16 protein-coding genes are annotated in these 13,969 nt (G+C 45.7%); 5 read left to right on the top strand and 11 right to left on the bottom strand.

The window, feature by feature from the left end; translation table 11 throughout:
- Positions 1-248 precede the first annotated feature (248 nt).
- Positions 249-470, top strand: a complete 222-nt coding sequence (locus tag VM802_RS29455; protein ID WP_325537583.1) for a PspC domain-containing protein — start codon at positions 249-251, stop codon at positions 468-470.
- A 94-nt stretch (positions 471-564) separates the two neighbouring features.
- Here VM802_RS29455 and VM802_RS29450 read toward each other — a convergent pair whose 3' ends face one another.
- Positions 565-969: a tudor domain-containing protein gene (locus VM802_RS29450; RefSeq protein ID WP_325537581.1), complete on the bottom strand. Its 405-nt coding sequence runs from the start codon at positions 967-969 to the stop codon at positions 565-567.
- A 70-nt stretch (positions 970-1,039) separates the two neighbouring features.
- On the bottom strand, positions 1,040-1,867 hold the full coding sequence (gene kdsA, locus VM802_RS29445) for a 3-deoxy-8-phosphooctulonate synthase (protein WP_325537579.1): 828 nt from the start codon (positions 1,865-1,867) through the stop codon (positions 1,040-1,042).
- Positions 1,868-2,373: 506 nt separating this feature from the next.
- On the opposite strand from kdsA, the gene VM802_RS29440 reads away from it, so the two are divergent.
- Positions 2,374-3,312: an L-threonine 3-dehydrogenase, SDR-type gene (locus VM802_RS29440; RefSeq protein ID WP_325537577.1), complete on the top strand. Its 939-nt coding sequence runs from the start codon at positions 2,374-2,376 to the stop codon at positions 3,310-3,312.
- Positions 3,313-3,390: 78 nt separating this feature from the next.
- On the opposite strand, the gene cysN is transcribed toward VM802_RS29440, so the two are convergent.
- The 9 genes from cysN to VM802_RS29395 all read right to left on the bottom strand — a co-directional run bounded on the left by cysN (position 3,391) and on the right by VM802_RS29395 (position 11,048).
- Positions 3,391-4,638, bottom strand: a complete 1,248-nt coding sequence (gene cysN, locus VM802_RS29435; protein WP_325537574.1) for a sulfate adenylyltransferase subunit CysN — start codon at positions 4,636-4,638, stop codon at positions 3,391-3,393.
- Positions 4,639-4,718: 80 nt separating this feature from the next.
- Positions 4,719-5,627: a sulfate adenylyltransferase subunit CysD gene (gene cysD / locus VM802_RS29430; protein ID WP_325537572.1), complete on the bottom strand. Its 909-nt coding sequence runs from the start codon at positions 5,625-5,627 to the stop codon at positions 4,719-4,721.
- A 57-nt stretch (positions 5,628-5,684) separates the two neighbouring features.
- The gene (locus tag VM802_RS29425; RefSeq protein WP_325537570.1) at positions 5,685-6,368 is read right to left on the bottom strand and encodes a phosphoadenylyl-sulfate reductase; all 684 of its coding nucleotides are present in this window, start codon (positions 6,366-6,368) and stop codon (positions 5,685-5,687) included.
- A gap of 177 nt (positions 6,369-6,545) precedes the next feature.
- Positions 6,546-6,965: an RrF2 family transcriptional regulator gene (locus tag VM802_RS29420; protein ID WP_325537568.1), complete on the bottom strand. Its 420-nt coding sequence runs from the start codon at positions 6,963-6,965 to the stop codon at positions 6,546-6,548.
- A 126-nt stretch (positions 6,966-7,091) separates the two neighbouring features.
- Positions 7,092-7,814 (bottom strand): 4-hydroxy-tetrahydrodipicolinate reductase, encoded by a 723-nt coding sequence (gene dapB, locus VM802_RS29415; protein ID WP_325537566.1) that lies wholly within the window; start codon positions 7,812-7,814, stop codon positions 7,092-7,094.
- A gap of 46 nt (positions 7,815-7,860) precedes the next feature.
- Entirely contained in the window at positions 7,861-8,586 is a 726-nt protein-coding gene (locus VM802_RS29410; protein ID WP_325537563.1) for a DUF5683 domain-containing protein, read from the bottom strand.
- Positions 8,579-9,496, bottom strand: coding sequence for a ParB/RepB/Spo0J family partition protein (locus VM802_RS29405; RefSeq protein WP_325537561.1), 918 nt, complete (start codon positions 9,494-9,496; stop codon positions 8,579-8,581). The genes VM802_RS29410 and VM802_RS29405 overlap by 8 nt, the downstream gene beginning before the upstream one ends.
- Complete coding sequence (locus VM802_RS29400; protein WP_325537559.1) at positions 9,480-10,301, bottom strand: ParA family protein; 822 nt, start codon at positions 10,299-10,301, stop codon at positions 9,480-9,482. The genes VM802_RS29405 and VM802_RS29400 overlap by 17 nt, the downstream gene beginning before the upstream one ends.
- A 66-nt stretch (positions 10,302-10,367) precedes the next feature.
- Positions 10,368-11,048: a metal-dependent hydrolase gene (locus VM802_RS29395; RefSeq protein ID WP_325537557.1), complete on the bottom strand. Its 681-nt coding sequence runs from the start codon at positions 11,046-11,048 to the stop codon at positions 10,368-10,370.
- A gap of 337 nt (positions 11,049-11,385) precedes the next feature.
- On the opposite strand from VM802_RS29395, the gene VM802_RS29390 reads away from it, so the two are divergent.
- The 3 genes from VM802_RS29390 to VM802_RS29380 form a co-directional block, all read left to right on the top strand.
- Positions 11,386-12,651 carry a metallophosphoesterase gene (locus VM802_RS29390; RefSeq protein ID WP_325537555.1) on the top strand — a complete coding sequence of 422 codons (1,266 nt, stop codon included), beginning with the start codon at positions 11,386-11,388 and terminating at the stop codon, positions 12,649-12,651.
- Between the two features lie 50 nt (positions 12,652-12,701).
- Positions 12,702-13,610 carry a hypothetical protein gene (locus VM802_RS29385; RefSeq protein ID WP_325537553.1) on the top strand — a complete coding sequence of 303 codons (909 nt, stop codon included), beginning with the start codon at positions 12,702-12,704 and terminating at the stop codon, positions 13,608-13,610.
- Positions 13,611-13,725: 115 nt separating this feature from the next.
- On the top strand, positions 13,726-13,969 hold a 244-nt coding region (locus VM802_RS29380; RefSeq protein ID WP_325537551.1), incomplete at its 3' end, for a porin family protein.

Genomic DNA, 13,969 nt, shown 5'->3' with positions numbered 1-13,969 from the left:
CACCATGGAAAAAAATAATTTAAGAGCGGTTAAAAATTGCACGCAAAATTAACTAAAAACAATAAAGTTTTTAAATTTATTAGTAAAGATGATGGCCGATTTAAGAAAACTTTATGGCCATTTTCCAATGCTGTCAACGGTTTTGATATTTCGGAAAAAAATATGTAAAGGGACGCATGCATCTGGCAGCCCAGTTCAGGATCTTTGCAGTACCTTGTTTTTATAACAGAATTTGATAAATTTGGTATATGAACCGGATAAAAGATTTTGTTGAATGGAAGGCATTCGGTGTATGTGCTGCTATTGGAGACAAACTTGGTGTAGCATCATCCCGGATACGTATCTTTTTTATCTATGCTACTTTTCTCACGATGGGTTCTCCTATCATCGTGTATATGATTCTTGCCTTCTGGGTTAACATCAAGAATTATATTCAGAACGCCCGCCGTAATCCGTTACGATATTTATAAAAAAGGAATCAGCTTTCAGCTGTCTGCTTTTAGTGTGATAGATATCTCTCCTAAAAACTGACGGCTGAAAGCTGATTTTTTTCTTTTTTATCTGCTATTCCAGATGAAAGTTGGTCATCTGGTGATAATGGTTCTGTAATTCGTTCAGCGTAATGTTTTCTTTCAATGCCCTGGTTTCATCGCGGTAATTCAGTACCAGCCTGGGGTCATTATTTTCTCCATAAAATCTCACAGAAAACGGCCCCCGCACATACAACATTCCCCTGCTATTCCCGGACTGGGCTTCGTCTTTGTGAAACTGGAGCTTCAATAATGCCTGTTCATCCAGGTGGATCGGATACAGATTATCCAGATCGAACCAGAATTCATTGTCATCGTCCGTCAGCACCAACGCCTTCTTGTCTTCATGATCCACCTGCAACACCTGGCCTGTTCTGTCTACACCTGCATATTTAGTGAGTACGGTATCGCCTGACTTTAAATGGTGTAAATTGATCATAATAAGCGAGTTTTATGTGTTATGAATTTACATAAAACAGGTGAAACCAACAAGCAGCTAGTGCAACGCTTTACTGTTTTTGATTTACTACCACTTTACGGATCTCTACCAGCTGTTCGAGCAATTCTTCCAGGAGATCGAGGCGTAACATATTGGCGCCATCAGATTTTGCTTTGGAAGGCTCGGGGTGTGTTTCGATGAACAATCCATCTGCACCGGTAGCTATTGCGGCTTTGGCAATAGTGCCGATCATCTGGGGATTACCACCGGTAACGCCGCTGGTTTGGTTAGGCTGTTGCAGCGAGTGTGTGCAGTCCATTACTACTGGTTTGCCGAAATGTTTCATGATGGGGATATTGCGATAATCCACTACCAGATCCTGGTAACCGAAGGTAGTACCACGTTCGGTCAGCATGATATTTTCGTTGCCAGCGCCTTTGATTTTCTCCACAGCAAACTTCATAGACTCGCCGCTGAGGAACTGTCCTTTCTTTACATTCACCACTTTGCCGGTTTCAGCTGCTGCCAGCAGGATATCTGTCTGGCGGCAAAGGAATGCCGGTATCTGAAGAACATCCACATAAGCAGCTGCCATGGCTGCTTCTGCAGCAGAGTGAATATCAGATGTAACGGGTACATTGAATGTCTTTCCTATCTTCTGCAATAAGTCCAGTCCTTCTACATCACCGATACCAGTAAAGGAATGGATGCTTGTGCGGTTAGCCTTGCGGTATGATGCTTTGAATACATAAGGAATAGACAATCTTTTACAGATGGATGATACCTTCTCTGCTACGGTCAACAGCAACTCTTCTTCTTCAATGACGCAGGGACCTGCAATCAGGAAGAAGTTATCAGGGTTGTACTGGTCTTTGAACAATGATTTTAAATGCTTCATAATTTATAACTATTGGATCGTTAATCTTAATCAGGCTGCAAAGATAACTTTGATTTTTGTGATTTATGTGCCGGGCTTCCGGCTAAGAAACAAAGGGGCAGAGACCGTCAAAGGTGTTGTTTTTAAAAAAGAGTGGTCTTTAAGCTTACAGGTCGCGACTGTCTTGCCTTTCCCGCTTCTCATAGGCTTCTCCTTCGGTTGTCATTCGATTCTCATAGGTATTAAAAGCGCACTTTCTGTTAAATTCTTCAAATAGCCTTTTAGTGCCCGTAAATCTTACAGACTGTTAAACAGCGCGTTGTTAATGTAAAAAACGGCTATGTGTTCCTGGCTTCTTTTGTTCTTTGGTGGTAATTGTCATACATTTGTAATCTCATTCCATTTCCCCATATTCAACACTGTTCTGATTGTTATAACATTGTCATGCTGATGGAGATGCAGCATGGAAATACCCAGGAACCTGTTAATATTACGTTCCCGTTTTAATATTGCAATTTTAGTTTTGTATGAAGAAAGATAAGATTCTGGTTATTGGGGCCTGTGGACAAATTGGCGTTGAGCTTACACTGGCTTTAAGGAAAATGTATGGAGATACCAATGTATTGGCTTCTGACCTGAGGGAAGAGCATGACCTGCTGAAAGGCACTGGCCCGTATGTGTCGCTTGATGTTATGAACAAGGAAATGCTGCACGTACTGGTGATCCGCCACAATATTACCCAGATCTACCTGCTGGCTGCTATACTTTCTGCTACCGGTGAAAAGAATCCGCTGCTGGCATGGCATATCAACATGCAAAGCCTGCTGAACGTGCTGGATATTGCGAAGGAAGAGAATCTTGATAAGATATACTGGCCCAGCTCTATTGCCGTATTCGGCCCTAACTCTCCCGCAGCGGAAACGCCGCAGCACACGGTGATTGAGCCTACTACCATTTACGGTATCAGCAAGTTTGCCGGTGAACGCTGGTGCGAATATTACAACCATCGTTATGGCGTGGATGTAAGAAGCCTGCGCTATCCTGGCCTGATCAGCTACAAATCAGCACCAGGCGGGGGTACTACAGATTATGCAATTGAGATCTTCCACGAGGCAAAGGAAGAAAAGAAATATACCAGCTTCCTTTCAGAAGACACTTACCTGCCGATGATGTACATGCCTGATGCGATCAGGGCTACCATTGAGCTGATGGAAGCAGACGCTTCAAAAATTTCTGTACGTTCTGCTTATAATCTTTCTGCGATGAGCTTCTCTCCGAAAGAGATTGCAGCAGAGATCAAAAAACATATTCCTGCATTTACGATCAGCTACAAACCTGATTATCGTCAGGAGATCGCCAACGGCTGGCCTGACAGCATTGATGATGTACTCGCACGTACTGACTGGGGCTGGAAGCCAGAATATGACCTGGCTAAAATGACAGCAGATATGTTACAGCACATATAACAGGTTTTCGCTTTTAGCATATAATAAAATAGCGCGGAGGATATATATCTTCCGCGCTATTTTATTATATGCTGTATGTTACTCTATGAAACCTACAGCTACAGTAGTATTGTTAAATTCATCTATCAATATAAATGCGCCATTGGCGGGATTTTCCTGATAAAGATCTGCAAAGACAGGCGCAGCCAGTTTTAAGGTGATTTTGCCTATATCGTTCAAGCTCATTTCGTGTTTATCTGTTGTTTGCTGATAGCTGGTAACATCTGTTACGAAATTGATCTGTTGTACTTTAGCTTTCACGCGATTCACGCCGTGCTGTAACAGATAGGTTTTGCCGGAAACGAGTTTTTGTTGGTCCATCCAGCAGATGGATGCCGTTACTTCTTTCAGTTGTGCGGGCATCTGGTCTGTTTTTACCAGCATGTTACCGCGGCTGCTGTCTATTTCATCCCGGAGGGTGATTACTACGCTTTCGCGTGCATGTGCCACCGTTAGTTGTTTTTCAAACTGTTCGATGGTTTTGATAATGCTCTTCTGTCCGGAGGGCAGGGAGATTACTTCATCGCCTACATTGAAATGCCCGCTGGCTACTTTGCCTGCGAAGCCGCGGAAATCGTGGTGCTCTGTGGTTCTGGGCCTGATTACGCTTTGGATGGGGAAGCGGGCCGGGTGGCGGCTGTCTTCATGATCAAAGCTGATCTGCTCCAGGTATTCCAGCAGGGTAGCGCCCTGGTACCAGGTGATAGCGCCGGTGCGGGAAGCTACGTTTTCGCCGTAGAGTGAGGAGATGGGAATGAATTTCACTTCCTGTCCTTTGAAGGCGGCGTTGTCGAGTAGCCCATGGAAGTCTTCCACAATCTGGTTAAAGCGAGCCTCGCTGTACTCTACGAGGTCCATTTTGTTCACGCATACCACGAGGTAGGGGATACGCAGCAGGTTGGCGATGAAGAAGTGACGGTGTGTCTGTTCTACAATGCCTTTACGCGCATCTATGAGAATCAGGGATACCTGTGCATTGGAGGCACCGGTAACCATGTTACGGGTATATTCAATATGGCCGGGCGTATCGGCGATGATATATTTGCGGGTGGGGGTAGAAAAGTAGATGTGTGCTACATCGATGGTGATACCCTGTTCACGTTCTGCCACCAGCCCGTCTGTGAGCAGTGAGAGGTCGGTGAAATCGAGTCCCTTGCGTTTGCTGGCTGTGTGCAGGGCTTCCATTTTATCCTGTGGAATGGAATTAGTGTCGTACAACAGCCGGCCTATTAAAGTGCTCTTGCCATCGTCAACACTACCGGATGTAGCTATACGTAAAACCTCCATAAATTAAGCTGATATTGTTACAGCAATGATTGCTGCTGGTTTATAATATTGTTCAGATAATTGAAAAGGATATTTGATCATTAAAAATATCCTGCCTGTTTTCTTTTCTCCATGGCGGCTTCGGAGCGTTTATCGTCTATCCTGGCGCCACGTTCGGAGATCTTGGCTTCCATGATTTCGGCGATGATGTCTTCCAGTTTGTCGGCCTCAGAGATCACTGCGGCGGTACAGGTCATATCGCCCACTGTGCGGAAACGTACTTTCTGGCGGAAAGGTATTTCATCAGCGGTGGTGTTGAGGAAAGAGGAGTAGGGCCAGTATAATCCGTCACGTTCGATGATTTCGCGTTCATGTGCGAAGTAGATGGATGGAATACGGAGGCCTTCACGACGGATATAGTTCCATACGTCCAGCTCGGTCCAGTTGGAGATAGGGAATACCCTAACGTTCTCGCCGATATTAATTTTCCCGTTGAGGATGTCAAACAGTTCGGGGCGTTGCATTTTGGCGTTCCATTGTCCAAACTCGTCTCGAACGGAGAATATTCTTTCCTTGGCGCGGGCTTTTTCTTCATCGCGTCTGGCGCCGCCGATGCAGGCATCAAATTTTCCTTCTTCGATAGCATCCAGGAGGGTAACGGTTTGCAGGGCATTGCGGCTGGCGTATTTGCCGGTTTCTTCCTGTACTTTACCCTGGTTAATGCTGTCCTGTACGTTTCTCACGATAATATCCAGTCCTAGTGTATCTACCAGCCAGTCGCGGAATTCGATGGTTTCCGGGAAGTTGTGGCCGGTATCTACATGCAGTAAAGCGAAGGGGATTTTGCCTGGGTAAAAGGCTTTCTGAGCCAGTCTTACCAGGGTGATGGAATCTTTCCCACCGGAGAACAGCAGCACTGGTTTTTCAAACTGGGCGGCAGTTTCACGGAGAATATATATTGCTTCATCTTCCAGCGCCTGTGGAAATTCCCAATTGATTTTATTAGTCATGGACTATAATTATTTATTGTACTTCAACAACTGATTTCAACTTGTGATGCGATGTGATTATCCGTGCAGGCCGCATTCTTTTTTAGACAGTTCCCACCACCACCGGCCGGCGCGCGGATGTTCTCCCGGTTCGATGGCGCGTGTACATGGTGCACAACCTATGCTGATAAAGCCTTTGTCGTGCAGTTTATTATAAGGAACGTTGTTTTTGGAGAGATAGTCCAGTACTTCATCATAACCCCAATGGATCAGGGGATTATATTTATAAAGCCGGCGGGTTTCGTCCCATTCGAGTGTCTGCATTTCATGGCGGTTTTCGGACTGTTCTGCCCGCAAACCGGTGATCCATACCTTTACTCCTTCGAGGGCACGGTTGAGGGGGACTACTTTCCGGATGCCGCAACACTCTTTGCGGTTTTCTACAGACTCATAGAAGCTGTTGGGGCCTTTGGATGCTACCAGTTTTTCTACAGCAGCGGTTTCGGGGAAGAATACTTCCACGGGCTGTTTGTAGCGGGCCATTGTAACATCCATCAGATCGTAGGTTTCCTGGAAGAGGCGGCCTGTGTCCAGGGTAAATACTCTAACGGGCAAATGATTGCGCCAGATAATGTCTGCGATTACCTGGTCTTCCTGGCCAAAGGAGGTGGAAAATGCCACAGCCCCGGGATATTGTTCCAGCAGGTACTGTATGGCCTCCACTACAGGCTTGTTGGCCAACGCGGTGGTAATGTCTGTCATGTAATCTTCCTTAAAATGATATGCCTAGTGCCAGCGGAATAGAGCAAATTGTTCTTTCCGTCAAACAAAAATACATAAAACCTATAAAAAAGATAGACTAATAATGTAAAAATTTCGGGATTTTGAGATTTTCGAAAATCTCAAAATCCCGGAGCAGACAACTAGACCTGTGAATAGTTACATGCCGCGTGTGAGAATATCTTTCAGGGTCTTGTTCTCCAGAAGTTTCAGGGAGGCGTCCCTTACTTTGCTCATGACTTCGTGCAGGCCGCATACGGCTTCATCCTTGCAATTTTCACAGCGCTCGTAATAATTGAGGCTTACGCAGGGTAACAAGGCAATGGGACCGTCCAGCAGCCGGATGATCTTTGCCAGCGCAATTTCCTTGGGAGGCCGCATCAGGTAATAGCCTCCGCCTTTTCCTTTTTTGCTTCCCAGGATGCCGGCATTTTTCAGTTCCAGCAGGATATTTTCCAGGAATTTGATGGAAATGTTCTTTTCCTGTGCAATCTCGGAAATCAGGATAGGTCCTTTATCTACGTTTTCTGCCAGGTGAATCAGTGCGTGAAATGCGTATTGTGTTTTCTTTGATAACATACTGTCTTATTTGCATCCCTCCCGGATGACTTATAGGTGCAGTGAACTTGTTGACACAGCAAATATAATGAATTAGGAATCAGCTTTCAGGGGCAGTTCAACTGCCTTTGTCCTGAAAGCCCGGAACTAACCCTGCAGGCCCAGTACTTCTTTCATGGAGAATATGCCGGTTTTACCTTTCAGCCATTCTGCGGCTACTACGGCTCCAGCGGCAAATCCTTCCCTTGAATGGGCGGTATGCGTAATTGTGATGTCGTCGATGGGAGATGTGTAGGTGATGCTGTGTGTGCCTGGAGCCGGATCAATCCTTTTGGAGATGATGGGCAATTCTGCAGGCTCGCTGCTTTCGTGGTTTACCCAGTTCTTTTTGCGCAACACCTGGGCCAGCAGTTGTTCAGCCAGTGTGATGGCGGTTCCGCTGGGAGCGTCTTTCTTTTGCGTATGATGGATTTCTTCCATCCGCACTTCATATTGCGGCTGGGTGGCCATCAGTGCCGCCAGTTTCTTGTTCACTTCAAAGAAGATGTTCACTCCGATGCTGAAGTTGGTGGTGTGAAGGAAGGCACCGCCTTTTTCGCGGCAGATGCTTTCAACTTCGGGCAGTTTGTCCAGCCAGCCGGTGGTGCCGCTTACGACCGGTACTTTTGCATCAAAGCACTTGAGAATGTTATGGTAGGCGTTTTCCGGCGTTGTGAATTCGATTGCTACGTCTGCTTGTCCGAGGTGTTCCTTTTCCAGCAGTTGCAGGCTGTCTGCATCTATGCGGAGAATAACTTCATGGCCTTTCGCCGTGGCGATGGCGTCTATAGCCTTGCCCATTTTACCATATCCTATCAGCGCTATTTTCATGAACCTTACTTGTTATAATGTTTATGTTGATGGAGATAATGCATGTTTAACGACCCGCAAACCAGTTATTCTTCCTGTTCTTTTTGCCGCCGACAGATATATTGATGCCTATCCCCAGGGTCCGGTTGTTGATCAGGGTAGGGGACACGCGGAGTGTCAGGTCATTGGACATATCAAATGAGCGGAGGTGGGCAAATACGGTGGCATCCACGATATTAAGCCCGTAGCCCAGTACGAAGAACAGTACGGAATAATCCAGGTTTTGACGGTAGTAATCCCTGAGTACCTTCAGGCTTTCGGGATTGGTGTATTCCGGGTGGTTGTCTTTGGTGTCGGGATTGCCGTCTACGCGGAGGCGGTAGGCATCGCGATAGTCCTTGTAGTTGTTCATATTCCAGATGAAGAAATATGTACAGGTACCAAGGGCAGCGTACACCAATGGTATTTTCCAGTACTCACGGTTGTATGCCTGGCCAAGACCGGGCAGCACAGCGGAATACAGTGCCGCTTTGCGGGGACTGTGCGGCGCCGGTGCATTTACCCTGATCCTGTTGCTGTCTACCAGTGCTTTATGGCTGGTATCCCGGGCTATATGGCTTGTGTCTTTGGCCATGACAGCGTTTTTTTTGGCAAGAGTATCTACGGGTTTAGCACCTGGGCGCAGGGTATCGCGGGGTTGCACCTGTGCATACACGCCCGTGGCCATAATAGCCAGTAATAACAGGGAAATGCTGCGAAATAAAAGGAATGATCTTCCAGCTTTGTTAGCCACCGTATATATCTATTTTTTCCAGGATGCTATCCAGCTCTTCATCTGAATAGAATTCTATCACTATACTGCCTTTTCCGTTCTTACCTCTGTCCAGCTTTACTTTGGTAGAAAAGTGGGAGGAGAGATTGTCTTGTATCTTCTGGAAAGCAGGCGGCAGTTTGACTTTAACAGCTTTCTGCTGATTGCCTTTGTCTGCCTGGTTGATCTTGCGGGCAAGATCTTCGGTCTGTCTTACGGACAGGCCTTGCTGTAATATTTCGTTATAGAGGAAAAGCTGGTTTTCTACATTTTCGACGCCAGTGAGTACACGGGCATGTCCCATGCTGAGTTGACCGTTGCGTACAGCCACCTGTATATCTGGTGGTAGTTTCAGCAGGCGGATATAGTTAGTTACCGTACTTCTTTCTTTGCCCATGCGGTCGGCCACTTGTTCCTGAGTAAGGGTGCATTCTTCCATGAGCCTTTTATAGCTCAGGCCTACCTCAATGGCGTTGAGGTTTTCGCGTTGCAGGTTTTCCAGCAGGGCCAGTTCGAGCAGTTCCTGATCATTCACCTGGCGGATATATGCTGGAATATCTTTCAGGCCTGCCATTTTACTGGCGCGCAGCCTTCTTTCGCCGGCGATGAGCTGGTATTTTTTGTTGTTTATTTTGGCAACGGTGATGGGTTGAATGACATCATGCAGTTTGATAGACTGGCTCAGCTCCTGTAAAGATACCTCATCGAAATCACGGCGTGGTTGCTTTGGGTTGGTGGTGATCTGGTCCAGCGGTATGCGTTCAATACCGGTAGCGGCAGCCACCACTTTATCGCCCAGCGCGCCGGCTGTTTGCTTCAGATCAGTATCAATGTTTTGCAGCAGCGAGCGAATTCCCTTACCCAGCGCCTCTTTCTTATTTGGATTGGTCATCGTTGATAGCTAAGATTTTGTCTTTGGATTTGATTTGTGTAAAATTATGTTTCTGCAGGATCTCCTTTGCCAGGTTCAGGTAATTGATGGCACCTGTACTGGAGGCATCGTACATGATCACCGATTTGCCGAAGCTGGGGGCTTCACCCAGCTTGGTGTTGCGGTGAATGATTGTATTGAACACACTTTCTTCAAAATGCTGTTTTACTTCATCCACTACCTGGTTGCTCAGACGCAGACGGCCATCATACATGGTCATCAGGATACCTTCAATTTCCAGCGAAGTATTCAACCTGCTTTGTACGATCTTGATGGTATTAAGCAGTTTGCCCAGGCCTTCCAGCGCAAAGAACTCACATTGTACCGGGATGATCACGGAATTGGAAGCCACGAGGGCATTTACGGTGATCAGGCCCAGTGAAGGGGAACAGTCAACTATAACAAAGTCATATTCATCTTTTACACTATCCACCACCTGCTTCATCACGCGCTCCCTGTTGGGATGGTTGATAAGCTCCAGTTCTGCACCAACCAGGTCAATATGTGAAGGCAATACCTTCAGATTCGGCGTATCTGATTCCAGTATAACGTCTCTGGCATGAACATCGTTTACCATACAGTCATACAGGCTCTGCTGCACATTGCGCAGGTCGAAACCCAGTCCTGTGGTACTGTTTGCCTGAGGATCGGCATCTACCAGCAATGTCTTGAATTCCAGCACAGCCAGGCTGCTTGCCAGGTTGATTGCACTGGTAGTTTTTCCTACGCCACCTTTCTGATTGGCGATTGCGATTACTCTAGCCATTGTGTAATTTAAAAATTCAAAGGTTATTTATAGGATAAAGGATTAAATAGCCATGATACCTCGTCCTCAAACCTCTATAGTACTGCCTATTTCGGGCAGTACCAGCTCCAGGCCGGCATCACTGAATTGTTCCAGTGCGTCCTGGCTGTCTATTTTGATATATCCGAATGTGTCGTAATGTACGCCTATTATTTTCTCGCATTCTATGAACTCAGCCGCAGCAATGGCATCCTCAACGCCCATGGTGAAGTTATCACCTATTGGCAACACCGCAAAATCGAGTGTAGCTACAGACGGTACCAATTCCATATCGTAGGTGAGGGCGGTATCGCCACTATAGTAGAAGTTGCCTTCGTCGGTCACAAATACAAAGCCCATAGGATTGCCACCGTAGGTGCCATCGGGCAGGCTGCTGGAATGTTGTGCAGTTACGCATTTCACTGTTCCGAAATCAAACTTCCATTTACCGCCGGTATTCATTGGGTGAAGGTTCTGAATACCCTGTTTACCGGCCCAGGTTACTATTTCAAAATTGGATACCACGGTGGCATTTGTTCTTTTCGCCAGTTCTACCAGATCTGCTACATGGTCTTCATGTCCATGGGATACAAAAATATAATCCGCCGTTATGGCATTAACGTCTACCTTCTTTGCCAGCTCGTTGTATGAGATAAAAGGATCAAAAAGGATCTTTTTACCTCTGATCTCCACCGCAAAGCATGAATGTCCGTAACAGGTGTATTTCATAATCTAAACAATTAACAATTAATATATAATAATTGAGAATTTTGTATTTTGCAACAACCTGGTTATTGTTGTCAAACTTTCGCGGTAAATAAAATGTATCCCGAATCGGACAAAAATACAACGATTCATCAGAAATCGGGCGCTGTGGTAATATTATTTATTCACAACATTATTCCTGTTACCTGAAACTAAAAGCTGATAGCTATCAGCTTTTAGCCATTATACAATTTTTATTCCTGTCGTTCGTCTGTACCATGTGGATTGTTTTTTTAACTTTTCATCACGGGGAAGTTGTATTAATTTTCCATTTCATTTTTATCTATATTAATTTTTGATAATGCGATCCGGATTTAACTCCATTTTTCTGGTAATATTTCTTTTGCTGCTGGACATTCACGTTTTCCAGGCTGTAAGGACCATGGTATATATGTCGGCCCCCAGAGTAAGAAATATATCCTATATACTATACTGGTCGGTTTCTATTTTATGTCTTGTCACGGTGGCATTGTTGCCCTATCTCAAGTGGGAGACATGGCCATCCCATATCAGGTCGTATGTGATCACTATCATTATGTGCCTGGTGATAGCTAAGTTGCTGGTGGCGGTGTTTTTGCTGATCGATGATCTGCGTCGTGGGGTGGTATGGCTGATAAGGAAATTTTCTTCTGAGAAGCCTGTTGTAGCAGAAGGGGTGGTGAATGGCCTTACCCGTTCCCAGTTCCTGAACCGCCTGGGGCTTATTGCCGGTGGTGGCCTGCTGGGTACCCTGATGTACGGCTTCTCTAATAAGTATAATTATCGTGTGCATAAGCTGAAGCTGGCATTCAAGAATTTGCCGGCCTCCTTTAAAGGGATGCGTATTGTGCAGATCTCCGATATTCACTCTGGTAGTTTCGCTAACCGCGAAGCTGTATTGAAAGGTATACAACTGATCAATAGTCAAAAAGCTGACCTGGTGTTGTTTACCGGTGACCTGGTAAACGACCGTGCGGATGAGATGAAACATTGGATGGATGTATTCAGTCAGATCAAAGCGCCTATGGGCGTGTATTCTACGCTGGGCAATCATGATTATGGCGATTATTATCCATGGCCGGATAAGACGCCGAACGGTTACAGCGCTATGCAGCATGCTAACCTGGAACGATTGAAAAGCATTCACGGAGAGCTGGGCTGGAAGCTGATGATGAACGAAAACGTGATTCTTGAGCGAAATGGTGAGCGGATAGCGTTGCTGGGTGTGGAAAACTGGAGTGCGCTCAAGCGTTTTCCGCGTTATGGTGATCTCAAGCGTGCTTATGAGGGGGTGAGTCATATCCCCTTTAAGATACTGATGTCGCATGATCCTACCCATTGGGATGCGCAGATAAGGCCTGAATTCCCGGATATTGCGCTTACGCTGGCGGGTCACACGCACGGCATGCAGTTCGGTGTGGAAATACCAGGTTTGAAATGGAGTCCTGCGCAATATTTCTATAAAGAATGGGCTGGCTTGTACAAATCCGGTGATCAGCATCTGTATGTCAACAGGGGCTTCGGTTTCCTCGGTTATCCGGGCAGGGTGGGTGTATTACCGGAAATTACGGTGATAGAACTCGCGTAATCCATCTATATATGAGGAAATATCCTATATTGTGAGTGATTTCTATTAAGATGCGCTGTTACATATTATGTCTGTTACTGTTTTGCAGTTTCATAGCCAACGGGCAATCACTTGCCGAACTGGAAAGACAACTCGACTCCCTGCTTGCCAAACAACAGAAGAGTGAAGTTGTGCTGGGGCTGGGTTACGGCAACAACCCCGCTTACGGAGGCAAAGTAACAGATGTGAACAGGCCTATTGTACTGAAGCCTTTTCTTTCGCCCTCATTATACTGGTATCACAAAAGCGGCTTCTATATTGGGGGGAGCGGGTATTATCTTTTCAATGCGGAGAAAAAGCCCTGGTTCGAATTAGATCTGACTACCGGCTATGACTATACGAAGAACGATAATATCCTGACGGGAGTTTCCTATACACGTTATTTCTTTGCTGATTCTACAGATATTCCGGTAACGCCCATCAAGAATGAGTTGTATGCGTACTTCTATTACCGTAAATGGTGGCTGCAACCTGGTATCAGCGTGGATTTCGGATGGGGCAGGCAGCGTATAGATAGGATCAGGGGCTATGCTACTATCAGTGGAAGTGATTTTAATGTGATAGCAGCAGTCAGGCACCCGTTTATATTTCCGGGTGTGATCAGTGCAAAGGATGCCATTCTGTTTACACCATCAGTTGCGCTTACGATGGGCACTGCCAACTATTTCAGCCAGCTTCGTTCTTTCCAGTATGCAGCGAGATCACCCAAGCTGAAAAAGGAAAGGAAGGGTCAGGCTAAGGACCTTAGCTTTGAAGATCACAGTGATTTTGAACCGCGTATAATAGATGTTACCCTGAATGTTTCTTATCTTCTCGGAAAATTTACGATATCTCCCTTATTTACTGTTTTCAAGCCTTTTACAGGTTATGATCAGAATGTGATGTGTTATTTTACAGGTCGTGTTACGTACAGTTTTTAACTATTTTTTATGAATAGCACGGAATTTGTACCAATACAAAAATTCCGTTTATACAAGTAGGGGTGTTGTTTTGTTCACACGTCTATAGTTTAACCATTATTCACAAATAATTATTATGAAAAAACTGTTTTTAGCCGCAGCTTTATTGATGACGGCAGCCGTAACAACTACAACTGTTAATGCGCAAAGCAAATTTCTCCGCTTTGGTATCAAAGGAGGAGCAAACCTTGGAAAGCTGGATGGTACAGGATTTCAGGATGGTTTTAAATTGGGATATCACCTGGGTGGTTTTGCACAGGTAAACCTGACAAGAGGTTTTGGTGTACAGGGTGAGGTAGTATTTTCTTCTACCAAAACCG

Origin of the sequence: Chitinophaga sp., assembly GCF_035538455.1 — a bacterium.
In the GTDB taxonomy this organism is placed as follows: Bacteria; Bacteroidota; Bacteroidia; order Chitinophagales; family Chitinophagaceae; genus Chitinophaga.
Note: the sequence above shows the minus strand (reverse complement) of the source record. Positions and strands in the feature narration are given on the sequence as shown.

What these genes read in the sequence shown, in the direction of transcription:
- VM802_RS29455 (WP_325537583.1), top strand. Translation starts at nt 249, where the DNA reads ATGAACCGGATAAAAGATTTTGTTGAATGGAAGGCATTCGGTGTATGT.
- VM802_RS29450 (WP_325537581.1), bottom strand. Translation starts at nt 969, where the DNA reads ATGATCAATTTACACCATTTAAAGTCAGGCGATACCGTACTCACTAAA.
- kdsA (WP_325537579.1), bottom strand. Translation starts at nt 1,867, where the DNA reads ATGAAGCATTTAAAATCATTGTTCAAAGACCAGTACAACCCTGATAAC.
- VM802_RS29440 (WP_325537577.1), top strand. Translation starts at nt 2,374, where the DNA reads ATGAAGAAAGATAAGATTCTGGTTATTGGGGCCTGTGGACAAATTGGC.
- cysN (WP_325537574.1), bottom strand. Translation starts at nt 4,638, where the DNA reads ATGGAGGTTTTACGTATAGCTACATCCGGTAGTGTTGACGATGGCAAG.
- cysD (WP_325537572.1), bottom strand. Translation starts at nt 5,627, where the DNA reads ATGACTAATAAAATCAATTGGGAATTTCCACAGGCGCTGGAAGATGAA.
- VM802_RS29425 (WP_325537570.1), bottom strand. Translation starts at nt 6,368, where the DNA reads ATGACAGACATTACCACCGCGTTGGCCAACAAGCCTGTAGTGGAGGCC.
- VM802_RS29420 (WP_325537568.1), bottom strand. Translation starts at nt 6,965, where the DNA reads ATGTTATCAAAGAAAACACAATACGCATTTCACGCACTGATTCACCTG.
- dapB (WP_325537566.1), bottom strand. Translation starts at nt 7,814, where the DNA reads ATGAAAATAGCGCTGATAGGATATGGTAAAATGGGCAAGGCTATAGAC.
- VM802_RS29405 (WP_325537561.1), bottom strand. Translation starts at nt 9,496, where the DNA reads ATGACCAATCCAAATAAGAAAGAGGCGCTGGGTAAGGGAATTCGCTCG.
- VM802_RS29400 (WP_325537559.1), bottom strand. Translation starts at nt 10,301, where the DNA reads ATGGCTAGAGTAATCGCAATCGCCAATCAGAAAGGTGGCGTAGGAAAA.
- VM802_RS29395 (WP_325537557.1), bottom strand. Translation starts at nt 11,048, where the DNA reads ATGAAATACACCTGTTACGGACATTCATGCTTTGCGGTGGAGATCAGA.
- VM802_RS29390 (WP_325537555.1), top strand. Translation starts at nt 11,386, where the DNA reads ATGCGATCCGGATTTAACTCCATTTTTCTGGTAATATTTCTTTTGCTG.
- VM802_RS29385 (WP_325537553.1), top strand. Translation starts at nt 12,702, where the DNA reads ATGCGCTGTTACATATTATGTCTGTTACTGTTTTGCAGTTTCATAGCC.